Genomic DNA, 17,060 nt, shown 5'->3' with positions numbered 1-17,060 from the left:
AAGTGGCGATTAGCCAACACATAAGGCGGAGGCGCAAACACAGTGCCTGACCGTCTTATTGTCCTTCCAGGATGCGTTTCTTCCTGACATTATAGGAACGGGATGGAGGATATTCATCATGGCTCAGTATACGCCAATGATTCAACAATATTTGCAAGTGAAGTCCGAAGCACAAGATGCTTTTCTATTTTTTAGACTGGGTGACTTCTATGAACTGTTCTTCGAGGATGCGATTAATGCTTCCCGTGAACTTGAGATCACGCTGACCGCACGCAACGGAGGCACGGATGATAAAATTCCGATGTGTGGTGTACCTTATCATTCGGCTGACAATTACATACAGCGTCTGATTGAAAAAGGTTATAAAGTTGCGATATGTGAACAGATGGAAGATGCAAGTGTAACCAAAGGTATGGTACGACGTGAAATTGTACGTGTGGTTACACCGGGAACGGTAATGGAAGGCAAGACACTCGGTGACAAGTCCAACAACTACATGGTGTGTCTTACAGGTAATCAAAATACGCTGGCGCTCGCGGCCTGTGATCTGTCAACGGGTGAGTTGTATGTGACATCCGTACCCTATTCCAAGGAATGGCTCAAGGATGAAATCGGCATCTACGAACCATCGGAGCTGGTGGGGGATGCAGCGCTGCTTGAAACGGTAGAAGCCGAGGCGTCTCCAATCGGTCGTCCTGTGGTCTACACGTCGTGGACAAAAAATAAGGAGGATCTGGTCCGTCAGCAGTTTGGCGAGGCTGTCTGGGCAAGATTAGAGCCTGAACGTCAAGCGTGTATTGCACGTCTTTTCTCCTACCTGAGCGAGACACAGAAACGTTCTTTGGGACAATTAACACAAATCTCAACGTATGAGCCAGATCATTATATGATCTTGGACCCGTTTACCCGCCGGAACCTGGAATTGGTAGAAACCGTGCGTGAACGCTCCAAAAAAGGTTCATTACTCTGGTTGCTTGATCGGACCGAGACGTCCATGGGTGCGAGAATGCTGCGTCGTTGGGTCGATAAGCCATTGTTGCAAAAAGGGAAGATCAATGAGCGTCTGGAAGCGGTAGATATGCTGTACAACCAGTTTATATTGCGTGAGGACTTGCGGGCAGAACTCAAAGACATCTATGATCTGGAGCGCTTGGTAGGTCGCATTGCGTTTGGTAATGCCAATGGTCGAGATCTGAATGCACTTAAGTCATCGCTGGAGAAAATTCCAGGACTTCGTCAGCATTGCGCAGGATCTTCTTCCGCAACATTGCAGCATATTGCCGAAACGATGGATGATTGCAATGATCTGCGTGAAGCTATCGGGCAAGCCATTGTGGACGAGCCGCCGGTATCGGTAAGGGACGGAGGTCTGATTCGTGAAGGGTATCATGAACGTCTGGATGAATTGCGTGAGGCTTCGGTTAACGGGAAGCAGTGGATTGCGGAGCTGGAAGCGCGAGAGCGTGAGGCGACAGGCATTCGATCGCTGAAGATTGGATATAACAAAGTGTTTGGTTATTATATCGAGATCACCAAGTCCAATCTGTCCTCGCTGCCAGAGGGACGTTATGAACGTAAACAGACACTTGCCAATGCAGAACGTTACATTACGCCGGAGTTGAAGGAAAAAGAGACGCTGATTCTCGAAGCTCAGGACAAAATGGTTGATATTGAGTATGGGCTGTTCGCAGAGCTGCGCGAGCGGCTGAACAAAGAGATTGCAAGATTGCAGAAGCTGGCCGAACAGGTTGCAGAGATTGATGTATATCAATCTTTTGCGGTGATTAGCGCTGAGCGTAACTTTGTACGGCCTACGCTGACCGACGGTTATGACCTGGTTGTGGAAGAAGGACGCCATCCGGTCGTTGAGGCGGTCATGCGAGATGGCGCATTTATTGCCAATCACACGGCAATGACCAAGGAAGAGGCACGTATTCTGCTGATTACCGGTCCAAATATGGCTGGTAAGAGTACGTATATGCGACAGGTTGCTTTAATCTCCATTTTGGCGCAAGTGGGTTGTTTTGTACCTGCGGGTCAGGCGGAAGTGCCGATCATGGATCGCATTTTCACACGGATCGGTGCCGCGGATGATCTCATTGGCGGACAAAGTACATTCATGGTGGAGATGGCCGACATTCAGGTCATGACGGACAAAGCCACACCACGCAGTCTGATTATTATCGATGAATTGGGACGGGGAACGTCAACTAGTGAAGGTATGGCCATTGCTCAGTCTGTTATTGAATATGTACATGATATTATCGGCTGTAAAGCTCTTGTATCAACTCATTTCCATGAGCTAGCTCATCTGGAGGAGAGTCTGGACAAGCTGGCCAACTACTCGATGGCGGTACAGGAGAGTGGTGACAAAGTTAATTTCCTGCGCAAATTGATTGCCGGGGCAGCCAGCAGCAGTTATGGTATCTATTGTGCACGTCTTGCAGGTCTGCCTGATAGCATTATTGAGCGGGCGAATGGACTATTGCATGGGTTCGAACATGCGGCCGCGCAAGTAGCTGTGGGCAGTGAATATATCGGGAATGAGAAGCAGGAAGCAGGCTTGAAATTAAAAGGTGTAGAATTCCAACACACGGCTTCAGCACCATTGATCCGGGAACACGAGATTGTGGAGAGCGCAGAGTACACACCTTCTATTGAAGATTCGGTTGGGAAGCAACATGCCAAGAAATCAAACAGCAAAGGACAGTCCAGCGCAAACCATTCGGATGTGGTTCAACTGTCCATCTTTGGGGATGATGAGCCGAATGTGGCAACGAAACCGGATGAAGTTGCGGTGGATAAACCAGCGCGAGAATTCATCCGTACGATGAAAGATATCGATGTCATGAATATGACACCTCTTCAGGCGATGCAGATATTGAATGATCTCAAATTGAAGGCACAGCAATTATCCTGAGTATAAGGGAGGGGAAAACCTGTGGCGAAGATACATGTGCTTGATGAACATATTGCCAACCAGATCGCGGCGGGTGAAGTGGTCGAACGGCCTGCTTCAGTTGTCAAAGAGTTGCTCGAAAACTCGGTGGATGCAGGCGCCACCAAAATTGAAGTGACGGTGGAAGAGGGCGGACTCCTCAGTATTCGTGTCAAAGACAATGGTACAGGTATTGAGCCAGAGGACATGGAAACCGCCTTTTATCGTCATGCGACCAGCAAAATAGCCCATGGCCGAGATCTGTTTCAGATCACAAGTCTTGGATTCCGTGGCGAAGCCTTGGCGAGTATTGCCGCCGTGTCCAAGGTAGAGGTATTATCGGCAAGTGGTAATGACGGGCGGGGGCGCCGCATCGTGATTGAAGGCGGGAACCTTGTTTCTCATGAAGATGCAACCTCACCCCAAGGTACGGATTTTGCAGTGAGAGAACTATTTTACAATACACCAGCCAGACTCAAATATATGAAAACGATCCAGACGGAACTGGGACATATTTCAGATGTCCTATACCGCATGGCGATGTCTCACCCAAACATTTCGTTCCGACTGCGCCATAATGAGAATGTGTTGCTTCAGACGTTGGGCAACGGCGATCTGCTGCAAGTGGTTGCAGCGATCTATGGGACAAGTGCAGCGAAAGCGATGCTTCCCATCCAGGGTGAAAGTCTGGATTACCGGGTGAGCGGGCTGATCAGCCTGCCAGAATGGACACGAGCGAATCGTAATGGTATGTCAACGATTGTTAATGGGAGATTTGTTCGCAATTACGGTCTCAATCAGGCGATTCTCAAAGCCTACCATACCTTGCTGCCGATCAATCGCTTCCCACTTGTCGTGGTGCAGTTGGAGATGCACCCCTCTCTTGTGGATGTGAACGTGCATCCGGCGAAGTTGGAGGTTCGCTTTAGCAAGGAACCAGAACTGTATGAATTTATAGAGACGACGTTGCGGGGTATACTCCGGCAGGAGGTATTAATTCCACAGGTCAAAAAACAGCAGATTCGACGTGGGGACGATAACTCCTTTATTCAGGAGCAATTCCTCTTTCCGCGTGGTCCGCTGAAAGATGCATCTGATGCAGAAGGATATGGGCAACAAGGGCCACTTGGGAAACCTACTGCTGCACCGCTGAAGTTAACTGCAGAAGATGATGATCTGGATTTGGATGCTCCGGCGGATGTGTCTACAGCACAGTTGGTATCTGAACAGGGTCACTCAGTGCCGTTGCCCGAAGCTCCACCTGAGGTTACACAGCCCCCGGAGCAGTTAGAAAGTTGGAACGGGGATATTTTGCAGAAGATTGCTAGTCATGGCGAGGGGCAGACATCCGCTAACGTGCAAGAAGGCACTAAGGATGTAAGTACAAGTTTAAGTTCAAGTACAAGTTCTACCGAAACTGTTCCCAAATCTGACCTCTCTTCTCAAGATGGTGGGGATCGTGGAGCAACGGAAAAACCTTTGGCTGAAGGTAAACCAGCTACGTATCGCTCCGAATCCGTAAATTCACCGGTTAGGGAAGCTCGGTCAACCTACAACCCGTCTTCGATTGCAAGAGGGGAACGGACGTGGAAAACCTCAGGTCTGCCTGATGCCACTAAACTTGCTGCTGCCATTAAATCAGATGCATCCATGCCTGAATTTCCGGAGCTGAGTCTGATCGGACAGCATCATGGTACGTATTTGATTGCGCAAAATGATCAAGGTTTATATTTGATTGATCAGCATGCCGCTCATGAACGCGTGAATTATGAGTACTATTACGAGAAATTTGGTAACCCTGCCCAGGCCTCACAAGAGTTACTGCTGCCTATTACGCTCGAATTTACACCTTCGGAGACGGAAAAGCTGAAAACAAGGCTGGCCTGGTTCGAACAGGCGGGGGTATATTTGGAGCATTTCGGTGGACAGACGTTCCGTGTGCGCTCCCACCCGTTCTGGTTCCCCAAAGGGGACGAGAAAGACATTATCGAAGAAATGTCCGAATGGGTTCTTAGCGAACGCAGCATAGATGTGGCCAAGATGCGGGAAGCTGCATCAATCATGTGCTCCTGCAAGGCGTCCATCAAAGCTAACCAGAAGCTGACGGATCAGGAGGCAGAGGTGCTGATTCAGCGTCTGGGTTCATGTCGACAGCCCTATACGTGTCCACATGGGCGGCCGATTGTGGTTTCATTTTCAACATATGATCTGGAAAAATTGTTCAAACGTGTTATGTAGCTATTTAGGAGGAATCTATGTATATTACAACCGGTGAAAAGGAAGCGGCTTTACTTGTGGAGCGGGCCCGAAACCTTGCTGAAACAACAGGGGGTACTTACGTGCGCCGTAATAAAATGTCTCTGCCCATGATGATTGAACACTATGAGGCGGAGGAGGTTCTGGTTGTACTCCAGGGTAAAGTGCGTCTATTTCGGAAGGATTCACCGTTGCTGGAGTTCCACCCCAGCATGGGATTTGTTCGTGCCAAACGTATATTGCGAGGAGAACCTGATCCACTGCTGGAGGCGGGGGCGGTGAATGAAGGGGATACCATCATCGATTGTACAGCCGGACTGGGCACGGATGCACTGGTGTTCTCGGTTGCAGTGGGCAAAAGTGGACGGGTGATTGCATGTGAGAGCTCTCTTCCGCTATATACACTACTAGTGGAGGGGATGTCTCAATATGAGACGATCAAGCCAGCGGTAAATGAAGCTTTCCGGCGTATTGAGCTGCATCATGCGAATCATCTTGAGTTGCTGCGTTCCATGCCGGATCGAAGCTGTGATACCGTATATTTTGACCCCATGTTCCGTGAACCGATGATGGATTCAAGTGCTATTCAGCCCTTGCGAGATTATGCGAATGCTCACGCGTTGGACGAACAGAGCATTATGGAAGCAAGACGGGTTGCCCGTAAACGTGTCGTTATGAAAGAAAAGCGCGGCAGCGCGGAGTTTGACAGGCTCGGATTTGAAATACTTGATCGGGCGAATGCAAAAACCCTGTACGGAGTGATTAATGTTGAAAGTGGAAGTTAAACCAAAACCTAAACTGCTTGTGTTGGTTGGACCAACAGCAGTAGGCAAAACAAGAATGAGCATCGAGCTTGCCCAAGCTTTCAATTGTGAGATTATCTCAGGCGATTCGATGCAGGTATATCGTGAAATGGATATCGGAACTGCCAAGATTACCTCTGAAGAAATGAAGGGTGTACCCCATCATCTCATTGATATCCATGAACCGGAGTATCCGTATTCTGTGGCCGAGTTTCAGGAGAGTTGTACAAGATTGATTAGTGAAATTCACGAACGCGGTAAAATGCCTTTTATTGTAGGTGGCACCGGTCTGTATGTGGAATCGGTATGTTACGGCTTCCAATTTTCGGATAGCGGTTCAGATGAAGCGTTCAGAGAGGAACAATTCAGCTATGCTGAGCTAAATGGAGCTCAGGCCCTTCATGATCGATTGAGGGAAGTTGACCCTGTTAGTGCGGATCGTCTGCATCCGAATGACCAGCGGCGAATTGTACGTGCGCTTGAGATCCATCACCTCACAGGCGAGAAGTGGTCTGATCAGCTGGCAGTACAGAAGAAAGAGTCGCCTTATGACCTTCTTATTGTTGGTTTGACAATGGATCGGCAGAAGTTGTACGCCAGGGTAGAAGAGCGGATTGATCTGATGATCGAACAAGGTCTGGTGGATGAAGTGAAGTCCCTGTTGGAACGTGGAGTAGCCAGAGGTCATATTTCCATGCAAGGGCTGGGGTATAAGGAGATTGCTGCGTTCCTGCAAGGGGAAGTGAGTTGGGAAGCTGCGGTTGAGTGGTTGAAGAGGGATACACGTCGGTTTGCCAAACGGCAGCTTTCCTGGTTCCGTCATATGAAGGATATAGAATGGGTGGACATGACGGATACCCAGGATTTTGAAGGGAAATACAAGCAGATAAGTGAATTGATTACACGGAAATTTGATTGATTTGAGCGATTATTAGTATTCTTCTGACAGGCATCGATTAGATCAAGATATGTAAACCTCTACCTTCTGGTCATCAAAAGGATAGAGGTTTTTATTTATCACTAGAACAGATGGTAGAGATTAAGTATTCGCTAAACAACGAATAAATGTGCTTTAAAATGAAGATTTTGTCCCTCTTTTGCAAAACAGACAAGCGGTGTATAATGGATAAGTCTTCTATTTGTTCACCTCGCTAAGAATGGGGGTAAAATAGCAGACAAGGGGTTTTTGTGGATTATATGAAACTGTTCATGATATAATAGCACGAAAGCTACTCAGCGATATTGAATATTACTTGAACACGAATTCAAATGAACCAATGGGGGTACGGCTAATGAACAAGTCCATCAACATCCAAGATACGTTCTTGAACCAACTGCGGAAAGAAAATATTCCTGCTACGGTCTATCTGACCAACGGCTTCCAAATCCGCGGGACAATCAAGGCATTTGACAATTTTACGATCGTCATTGACAGCGACGGACGCCAGCAAATGGTCTACAAGCATGCCATCTCCACGTTCACGCCGCAACGCAGCGTATCGCTGATGCAGCAAGATAACAGCGGCGAAGCTTAAAAAAATTACGAAACCTTTTCACCAACCATTTCGTCTACAAGTATAGGTATTGAAACAGAGCAACCTGAATAAAGGGTTGTTCTTTTCATTCCGGGCAAAATATGTTTAATATATGCCTGAGCCTACAGACGATTAGAAATTATGCAACCGAAAGGGAGTCAGGAGGTAACATGCCAAACGATCCGTTGTCGAGGTCTAACAATCGCAACAACAATAACAAGTCACCCAAAAAAGCGAAGCCAAAGACCTCTAAAAAGAAAAAAATTACGGGTAAACGCGTTGGATGGACACTGTTTTTCACAATGGCAATCGCCATATTCTGTGCACTTGGCGGATATTTATTTATTATGGTGAGTGGTGAAAATCTGCTCAAAGCCAATAAGGACAAAACCACAATTAATGAAACTTCAAAAGTATATGATCGCAATGGCCAATTAATGGGGGAACTATCCATTCAGAAGCTGGAACCTGTCAAAGAAGATGATATTCCTGAGCTTGTGAAGCAAGCCTTTGTTGCAACGGAGGATAAGCGATTCTACGATCATCAGGGCGTGGATATCTGGTCCATTGGGCGTGCAGCGGTTAAGGATGTCATGGCTCGTTCCATGGTGGAAGGTGGTAGTACACTAACCCAACAGCTTGCCAAGAACATGTTCTTGTCCCGTGACAAGACGTTCTTCCGTAAAGCAACGGAAGTATCGATTGCCATGGCATTAGAGCGCAAGTACACAAAAGACGAAATCCTGACGATGTATCTGAACCGTATTTTCTTCGGTCATCAGCGTTACGGGATTAAAGCGGCATCTGAATTTTACTTTGGAGTTACTGATCTCAAGAGGTTGAAGTTGTGGCAAATTGCTACATTAGCAGCTATGCCGAAAGGGCCTTCTGCCTATAATCCGGTGAGCAATCCAAACGACTCAAAAGCACGCCGAGGTGTGGTATTGCAGCTGATGTATGAACAAGGCTACATTACCAAGGCGGAGATGGACGAAGCAAAAGAGATTAACTATAACTACAAGCGACCAGAGAAAGACAGGAAGTATCAAGGTTTTATAGATTATGTGCTCCGTGAAGCTGAACGAGTAACAGGTAAAACGGAAGATGATCTGAATATCGGCGGGTACAAAATCTATACAACTATGGATGCTCAGGCTCAAACAGCCATGGAAACTGCCTTCACAGATGATAATCTGTTCGAGGCAAGTAAAGACGATCAACAGGTTCAAGGCTCCATGGTTATCATGAACCATGAGAATGGTAGCCTCGTTGCCCTCCTGGGAGGACGGGATTATCAGACTAAAGGTTATAGCCGTGTAACGCAGAGTCGAAGACAACCAGGTTCAGCTTTTAAACCGATTGTGTCTTATGCACCTGCGCTTGAATCAGGAAATTACAGTGCCAACTCGTCGCTGAGTAATGCGAAGCAATGTTTTGGTAACTACTGTCCTGGTAACTTGCATGGATATTCTTCAACGATCAGTATGACGGATGCCATTACGAAGTCGGAAAATATCCCTGCGGTTTGGCTGCTTGATAAAATAGGTGTTAACACAGGCATTAATTTTGCCAAGAGTGTAGGCATACAGCTGACAGATGAAGACAAAAACTTGGCGATTGCCCTCGGTGGTCTAAGTAAAGGTACAAATACACTGGAAATGGCGCAAGCCTATAGTGCATTTGCCAACCTCGGAGAATACCGACAAGCCTATGCGATTAAAGAAATCAAGGATAGCGCAGGCAAAACCACTTATAAACATGATAACTCGGACACAACGCGTGTCATGAGTGAGCAAAATGCGTATCAGCTTACACAGATGCTGCAGAACGTCGTTAATGACGGTACGGGACGTTCAGCACGTCTGGATCGTCCGGTAGCGGGTAAAACAGGAACAGTTCAAAGTGGTATCTCTGGCAACAGTGCCAACCGTGATGTATGGTTTGTTGGATACACCCCGGAATGGACTGCCGCAGTCTGGATGGGCTATGACAATCCGGATGCCAATCATATGCTTAAGAACAGCAGTAAGCTGTCGGCAGCTTTCTTTGCCAAAGTCATGGGAGATGCTTTAAAAGGCGTTCCAGTGAAGCAATTCAAAGCACCAGCTGGAGGGCAGGCACCTCCGCCAGTAGAAGAACCAGAAAAGCCGGCTCTGTCCGTTAGTGGGCTGAGTGGATCATACGATCCAAATGCACAAACCGTCTCCCTGAGTTGGACTGGAACGGGTGACGCGAGTACGCAATATCGAATTTATCGGAAAGAAACATCTGAAGCCCAGTTCACTCATCTCATTGATGCAATAGGAGCGACCAATGCACAAGATTTAAGTGCGTTGCCTGGTCTAACCTATGAGTACTATGTGACAGCTTACGACTTGGCATCAGGACTTGAGACGGATCCTTCCAACACCATCTCCTTGATGATTGAAGCGCAGGAAGTGCCGCCGGAGGAACCTGATCCTGGTATAGACCCTGGAACAGAGATAGATCCTGAGCTGCCAGGTACGGAGAATCCGGACAATGGTACACCGGATAATGGCAACTCGAACGGTAATAACGGTAATGGAAATGAAAATGGCAACAACGGAAATGGTAATGATAATAACGGAAACAATGGCAACGGTGGTAATAACGGCGGAAACGGTCAACCTGGGGAAGGCAATACGACCCCACCTGGTCAGGGCACAACAGATCCTGGCGGAAATGGTGAAGGTTCCGATGATGGGGCCGTAACAACGCCAGGCGAGGTTGTAACTCCGGACAGCGGAACAAGTGGGGATACTGGAGGGACAGATGCACCTGCAGATTCCCAAGCTGGCACCGGCGGCTAAGCCAATGAATCACTAAATAGCTACATTGAAAAACTGCTTCCCAGGAAACCGGTGAAGCAGTTTTTTGTGTTATACAGAACCAACTGTAATGGAAGCTGATTTGATGAATAGGTGGGACAAAGCTTGATTTTGAGTGTAAACCTTAAATATGGTAAGCTGTAACTATTCGTAATACGTTGTGCAAGGGCGGGCCCAGAGCGCTGGAATCCATCAGGCGGACGTTATTACATTGTTCACCAATAACATCAGAGCAGGTCACGGACCTGTAGTCGGCAAAGAGGGGTTCGTATGAAACGGAAATTCGGGGATCGCGCGAACTGGCGCCGGATTACGAACCGACAATTCACATGCCGGTTCGTTCAATCCAAAATTTTCACAGGTTATATTACGTTGTACACCATACAGGATTTGAAAGAACCTCTGTGGAAAACTTATGGAGGCAGTACCTTCTGTATCGCAGATAAAGGTTATTCCTGGCTACAATACTATCCGAAGGGAGAGCACTTTGTAGTTACGGCGATGTTTGACGATCAGGAACGGATTGTAGAGTGGTACATTGATACATGTCGTAGTCAGGGGATAACCGATCAGGGTGTTCCTTGGTTTGATGACCTGTATCTGGATGTCGTTGTATTGAAAGATGGGGAAGTATTTTTGCTGGATGAAGATGAGCTTGAAGATGCACTGTCACGAAAACATATTACAACGGGTGATTATGACTTGGCTAACAAGACGGCAAAGGAACTGCTGCATGCCATTGATGCACATGTATTCCCATACTTTCAGTTATCACTGAAGCATAGGCCGAGTTTGTTTGAGAACGGAGAGTTTCGAAAAAACATTCAGATTTGAGTCATCTACTTATCCGTAGAATTCTTCATGATCCTTCTAATATTGGAGCACCTGATAGAATACATTAATAATCAGGAGAGTTCAGCCCGATAAAATAGAGGTGATGGCGAATGAACGGACGGGTCATGGCTGCAGGAGAGCAACCAGGAGGCAGACCATCCAGACAAATTAATATTGTGTTGCGTAACCAGGAACCTCAGATGTTGGTCAAAGATGAAGCAGCGGCAGTACAGGCAGCCAAGAGTATAACCAAACATGCGCACTTCCAAGAGATACAGGGTGAATTGGAGCAACTGGTTGGACTTGAAAATATCAAAGACTTGGTGTTTGAGATCTATGCTTTTCTACAGATTGCTCAGATGCGTACCGAAGCAGGCTTACTTAGTGGTGCGCACGTGTATCATATGATCTTCAAAGGTAATCCGGGAACCGGTAAGACCACCGTGGCGAGGATTGTTGCCAAACTCTTTCAGAAGATGGGTGTTTTAAGTAAAGGTCATCTTATTGAAGTAGAACGTGCAGATCTGGTTGGAGAATATATCGGTCACACGGCGCAGAAAACAAGAGATCTGGTTAAGAAGGCACTCGGTGGGATATTGTTCATTGACGAAGCTTACAGTTTGGCCCGCGGTGGAGAGAAAGATTTTGGCAAGGAAGCTATTGATACGCTTGTAAAATCAATGGAAGACAATAAAAACCAATTTATCCTCATATTGGCTGGTTATTCAGATGAAATTGATTTTTTTCTTCAGACCAATCCCGGATTACCTTCCCGCTTTCCCATTCAAGTGGAGTTTCCAGACTATAGCATTGATCAGTTGATTCAAATCTCTGAGATTATGGCCAAAGAGCGCGATTATATTCTAATGCCACAGACCATACTCAAGCTAAAGCAGCATTTGCTTCAGGAAAAAAATGATTCGCTGCATGCTTTTAGTAACGCCAGATACGTTCGTAATGCCATTGAGCGTTCGATCAGGCATCAGGCGGTTCGTTTGTTGGAACAATACTCGGAAGGCAGTCCAGGAAAACTGGAGCTGATGACAATCCGTACAGAGGATTTGAACTTTGAGCGAAAGTAAGCGATAATATAGTTTTTACACCAGCCGGCCGGGCCAACCGGTTCGGCTTAAGGTATGCCATGGCATATTCGTGGCAATGTATATCAACGGATTACTTTAGTAATTAGAGGGAGTGAACATATACATGACAAATGGTACACATGATACAGATATGGTCAAAAAAGATCGCGCCGTCTTGGTGAGTCTTGTCACGGATGATGTAAAACGTACAGGTATTAACCCTGAGTACTCTTTAGAGGAACTGGTGAAACTTGCCGAGACAGCTGGAGTGGAGGTACTAAGTGTACTTTCTCAGAACAGGGAAAAACGTGATACCAAATGGTTCATTGGTAAAGGTAAGGTGGAAGAGCTCCGTGCGATTGCAGAGGAACTGGGAGCAACTACGGCTATTTTCGATCAGGAATTGTCAGGTGCACAGGTTCGTAATCTGGAAGAAACACTCGACCTCAAAATTATTGACCGTACCCAATTGATTTTGGACATCTTTGCACAACGTGCCAACACTAGAGAAGGTATCATTCAAGTGGAATTGGCTCAACATAGCTATTTGCTGCCACGGTTGTCGGGTCATGGTAAGAACCTGTCCAGACTCGGGGGCGGAATCGGAACAAGAGGCCCGGGTGAAAGCAAGCTGGAGACAGACCGCCGTCACATTCGTGGTCGTATCGATGATCTGAAGCGTCATCTGGAAGAATTGACTCGTCATCGTAAATTGCATCGTGAACGCCGTAAAAAAACAGGTATTGTTCAGGTAGCCCTTGTTGGTTATACCAATGCTGGCAAATCAACCTTGCTCAAGCAGTTGACGGCTGCAGATGTGTATATTCAAGATCAGCTATTCGCTACATTGGATCCTACATCACGTACGATGGAACTTCCGAGTGGAAAAGAAATCGTACTTACCGACACGGTTGGATTTATTCAAAATCTACCGCATGATCTGATTGCAGCATTCCGGGCAACGTTGGAGGAAGTGAATGAAGCAGACCTGATCCTGCATGTTGTGGACGCCTCATCAGCTATGCGTGAAGATCAGATGCGGACGGTTAATACGATTCTGCAAGAACTTGGTTCAGGGGACAAGCCGCAGTTAGTCCTGTATAACAAAAAAGATGCGTGCACACCAGAGCAACTTGAGATGCTTCCATTGGATAAAGGTCATATTAAAGTAAGCGCATTAGACTCGGAGGATTTGCTTAAAATCCGCGAATTCATTCAGACAGAGCTGACAGGTGATACGAAGCGCTTCCGTATTCCGGCAGAACGTGGTGATCTTACGTCGGTACTCTATAAAATTGGTGATGTAGTGGAAACCAGCTTTGAAGAGAATGATGTAATTTATGAAGTTGAATTGCAAAAAGGTGAATATGAGAAATTTGGTTATATGCTTGAAGAATTCATTGAATTGTAATATTCATGACATATTGATGTGATAAGTTACACGATAATGGATATTCGACGTCAGATTCGTGCTATGAAGGGGAATGAAGTAAGATGGTAAGCTTTGATTCAGAAATATCTGAACTTCAACGTCAAGTGGAGCATCAGATTGAAGGACAACTTCAACAGATTGATCGGATCACAGATCACAATCAATGGAAGGTGATTAATGCTTTCCAACAGCGAAAAGTAAGTGATTTTCACTTTGCAGGTTCAACAGGTTATGCCTATAACGATCGTGGGCGTGAAGTGCTTGATGAAGTATATGCTGATGTATTCGGCGCGGAAGCCGCGTTGGTGCGTCCTCATTTTGCTTCAGGTACTCATACGATTAGTACAGCTCTCTTTGGAGTTTTGCGTCCAGGTGACGAATTATTGTACATCACGGGTAAGCCTTACGACACATTGCATAAAGTTATTGGCAAACCCGGTGATGGTACAGGTTCATTACGCGATTTTGGCATCGGTTACCGTGAGACGGCCTTAACTGATGAAGGTGGAGTGGACTGGGTAGCAGTTGAAAAAAGCATTACACCGGCTACAAAAGTCATTGGGATTCAACGTTCACGTGGTTATGACTGGCGCTCATCCTTCTGTGTTGCTGAGATTGCTGACATGGTTACGCGTGTTAAAGAGCTTAAGGAAGATGTCATCGTATTCGTAGACAATTGTTACGGTGAATTCACGGAGGAACGTGAACCGACAGAAGTCGGAGTTGATCTGATGGCCGGATCACTGATCAAGAATCCTGGTGGAGGCATTGCGGAAACCGGTGGATACATATGTGGGAAGGAACAATACGTACAGCTGGCAGCTTATCGTCTAACAGCCCCTGGAATTGGGGGAGAGGTTGGAGCAATGCTGGGGACAACACGTGGCATCTACCAAGGACTTTACATGGCACCGACAATTGTAGGACAAGCTATCAAAGGAAGTACGTTTGCTGCTGCGATGTTTGCTGAATCCGGATTTGTAACCAAACCCGCCTGGAATGAAGCTCGCACAGATCTGATCCAGGCTGTTAAGTTTAGCTCTGCAGAGCATCTGATCGCCTTCGTGCAGGGGATTCAGCGTGCAGCAGCTGTGGATAGCCATGTGGTTCCTGAACCGTGGGATATGCCTGGTTATGAGCACCCTGTCATTATGGCGGCAGGTACGTTCATTCAGGGTGGAAGTCTGGAATTATCAGCCGACGCGCCTATTCGGGAGCCGTATATCGGGTATATGCAAGGCGGATTAACGTACTCTCATGTCAAATATGGCGTTTTGATGGCGTTACAGACTATGAAAGATCGTAAATTATTGTGAGTTTATCTAACACGTCATTGACACTTGGTAATAACTAAATGTACAATAGGGTGAAGAATAGATGACTGGAAGGTTGATGAACATGGGTGATGAAATCCGCAGAAATATGGCCTTATTCCCAATTGGTATTGTAATGAAACTTACGGATCTGTCTGCACGTCAGATTCGTTACTATGAGCAGCACAGCTTGATCGTTCCTGCGAGAACGTCAGGTAATCAACGGTTATTCTCTTTTAATGACGTAGAGAGATTGCTAGAGATCAAGGCTTTGATTGAAAAAGGAGTTAACATCGCGGGCATCAAACAAGTGATGAATCCTGTTTCAAAAGAATCCGAGGAAGCTACAGTTATCACGCCAGATACTGAAGTTAAACGCAGAGAGCTGTCCGATACGCAGTTGCACCGCTTGCTGAAGCAGCAGCTTGTATCAGGTAAGAGACCAGGACAAGTATCTCTCATTCAGGGAGAGCTTTCCCGATTCTTTAATAAAAACTAAATTCGCATAACTTGGCGAGTGAGGGGAAAACATGCACTTTTGGTGTGAGACTCCTTGACCCGTGGAACTTTCTAATGTACAAATATAACAGGCAAGCCAAATACGCAGATAAGAAAGGGAGAGGTTATAGTGAGTTATACAAAAGAAGACATTCTCCGCATTTCGAAAGAAGAAAACGTACGATTCATTCGATTGCAATTTACTGATTTGCTTGGAGCTATCAAAAACGTTGAGATTCCTGTGAGTCAGTTGACTAAGGCTCTGGATAACAAGATGATGTTCGATGGATCTTCCATTGAAGGTTATGTACGTATTGAAGAGTCCGACATGTACCTCTATCCAGATCTAGATTCTTGGCTTATTTTCCCATGGGTTGCAGAGAACCGTGTTGCACGTCTGATTTGCGACGTATATCTTCCAGATGGTAATCCGTTCCCAGGAGATCCACGTGGTATCTTGAAACGTAACCTGAAGGAAGCCCAAGATATGGGATTCACTTCCTTCAACGTTGGTCCTGAACCCGAGTTCTTCTTGTTCAAAACAGACGAAAAAGGAAACCCAACTAACGAACTGAATGACCAAGGTGGTTATTTCGACCTTGCGCCTACGGATCTTGGTGAAAACTGTCGTCGTGACATCGTTATCACACTTGAAGAAATGGGCTTTGAGATCGAAGCTTCCCACCATGAGGTAGCTCCAGGTCAGCATGAGATCGACTTCAAATATGCTGATGCTCTGAAAGCTGCTGACCAGATCCAAACGTTCAAACTCGTTGTTAAAACGATTGCACGTCAGCATGGTTTACATGCTACATTCATGCCGAAACCACTGTTTGGTATGAACGGATCCGGTATGCACTGTAACCAATCCTTGTTCAAAGGCAATGAGAACGCATTTGTTGATGAGTCGGACGAGTTGGGTCTGAGCAAAACTGCTCGTCACTTCATGGCTGGAACTCTGAAGCACGCACGTGCGTTTGCAGCAATTACTAACCCAACTGTGAACTCATACAAACGTCTTGTACCAGGTTATGAAGCACCTTGTTATGTAGCATGGTCTGCTAGTAACCGTAGCCCAATGATTCGTATTCCAGCTTCCCGTGGTCTGAGTACACGTGTTGAGGTTCGTAACCCGGATCCGGCTGCTAACCCTTACCTGGCTTTGTCTGTTCTGTTAAAAGCAGGTCTGGACGGAATCAAACGTGAGCTTTCCTTACCAACTCCAATTGACCGTAACATCTACATCATGTCAGAAGAAGAGCGTGTGGAAGAAGGCATTCCAAGCTTGCCAGCTGACCTGAAAGAAGCATTGAATGAATTGATCCGTAGCGAAGTCATCTGTGATGCTCTCGGCGACCACGCCTTGGCTCACTTCTATGAGCTGAAAGAAATTGAGTGGGATATGTACCGTACACAAGTCCACCAATGGGAACGCGATCAATATATCACGTTGTACTAGGGATATCTAAACCTTGGTAGTGCTGGATTTTCAGCGTTCCAAGGTTTTTCTCTTTTTAGAG

The 17,060-nt window shown here is 46.4% G+C and carries 12 protein-coding genes; all 12 read left to right on the top strand.

Translation table 11 applies throughout. The features are described from left to right. The first annotated feature begins 118 nt into the window (after positions 1-118). The gene (mutS, locus tag AC1DE7_RS10390) at positions 119-2,920 is read left to right on the top strand and encodes a DNA mismatch repair protein MutS (RefSeq protein WP_477534321.1); all 2,802 of its coding nucleotides are present in this window, start codon (positions 119-121) and stop codon (positions 2,918-2,920) included. A 21-nt stretch (positions 2,921-2,941) separates the two neighbouring features. After that, positions 2,942-5,176, top strand: coding sequence for a DNA mismatch repair endonuclease MutL (mutL, locus tag AC1DE7_RS10385; RefSeq protein WP_477534320.1), 2,235 nt, complete (start codon positions 2,942-2,944; stop codon positions 5,174-5,176). A gap of 17 nt (positions 5,177-5,193) precedes the next feature. Further along, the gene (locus tag AC1DE7_RS10380; RefSeq protein ID WP_413408242.1) at positions 5,194-5,979 is read left to right on the top strand and encodes a class I SAM-dependent methyltransferase; all 786 of its coding nucleotides are present in this window, start codon (positions 5,194-5,196) and stop codon (positions 5,977-5,979) included. Then, positions 5,960-6,916: a tRNA (adenosine(37)-N6)-dimethylallyltransferase MiaA gene (miaA, locus tag AC1DE7_RS10375; protein ID WP_036672759.1), complete on the top strand. Its 957-nt coding sequence runs from the start codon at positions 5,960-5,962 to the stop codon at positions 6,914-6,916. Before AC1DE7_RS10380 ends, miaA begins: the two co-directional genes overlap by 20 nt. A gap of 373 nt (positions 6,917-7,289) precedes the next feature. Continuing rightward, positions 7,290-7,532: an RNA chaperone Hfq gene (gene hfq / locus AC1DE7_RS10370; protein WP_017687918.1), complete on the top strand. Its 243-nt coding sequence runs from the start codon at positions 7,290-7,292 to the stop codon at positions 7,530-7,532. A 170-nt stretch (positions 7,533-7,702) separates the two neighbouring features. Then, positions 7,703-10,363, top strand: a complete 2,661-nt coding sequence (locus tag AC1DE7_RS10365) for a PBP1A family penicillin-binding protein (RefSeq protein WP_477534319.1) — start codon at positions 7,703-7,705, stop codon at positions 10,361-10,363. Positions 10,364-10,651: 288 nt separating this feature from the next. Beyond that, complete coding sequence (locus tag AC1DE7_RS10360) at positions 10,652-11,215, top strand: ribonuclease FAU-1 family protein (RefSeq protein WP_036672757.1); 564 nt, start codon at positions 10,652-10,654, stop codon at positions 11,213-11,215. A gap of 110 nt (positions 11,216-11,325) precedes the next feature. Next, on the top strand, positions 11,326-12,297 hold the full coding sequence (locus AC1DE7_RS10355; protein WP_036613563.1) for an AAA family ATPase: 972 nt from the start codon (positions 11,326-11,328) through the stop codon (positions 12,295-12,297). 124 nt (positions 12,298-12,421) lie between these two features. Then, positions 12,422-13,708, top strand: a complete 1,287-nt coding sequence (gene hflX / locus AC1DE7_RS10350; protein WP_341007898.1) for a GTPase HflX — start codon at positions 12,422-12,424, stop codon at positions 13,706-13,708. Positions 13,709-13,791: 83 nt separating this feature from the next. Next, positions 13,792-15,045, top strand: coding sequence for a methionine gamma-lyase family protein (locus AC1DE7_RS10345; protein ID WP_477534318.1), 1,254 nt, complete (start codon positions 13,792-13,794; stop codon positions 15,043-15,045). Positions 15,046-15,127: 82 nt separating this feature from the next. After that, entirely contained in the window at positions 15,128-15,541 is a 414-nt protein-coding gene (locus AC1DE7_RS10340) for a MerR family transcriptional regulator (RefSeq protein WP_017687924.1), read from the top strand. Between the two features lie 129 nt (positions 15,542-15,670). Beyond that, positions 15,671-16,999: a type I glutamate--ammonia ligase gene (gene glnA, locus AC1DE7_RS10335; RefSeq protein ID WP_036613569.1), complete on the top strand. Its 1,329-nt coding sequence runs from the start codon at positions 15,671-15,673 to the stop codon at positions 16,997-16,999. Positions 17,000-17,060 lie beyond the last annotated feature (61 nt).

Source organism: Paenibacillus sp. 10L310 (assembly GCF_056395745.1).
Note: the sequence above shows the minus strand (reverse complement) of the source record. Positions and strands in the feature narration are given on the sequence as shown.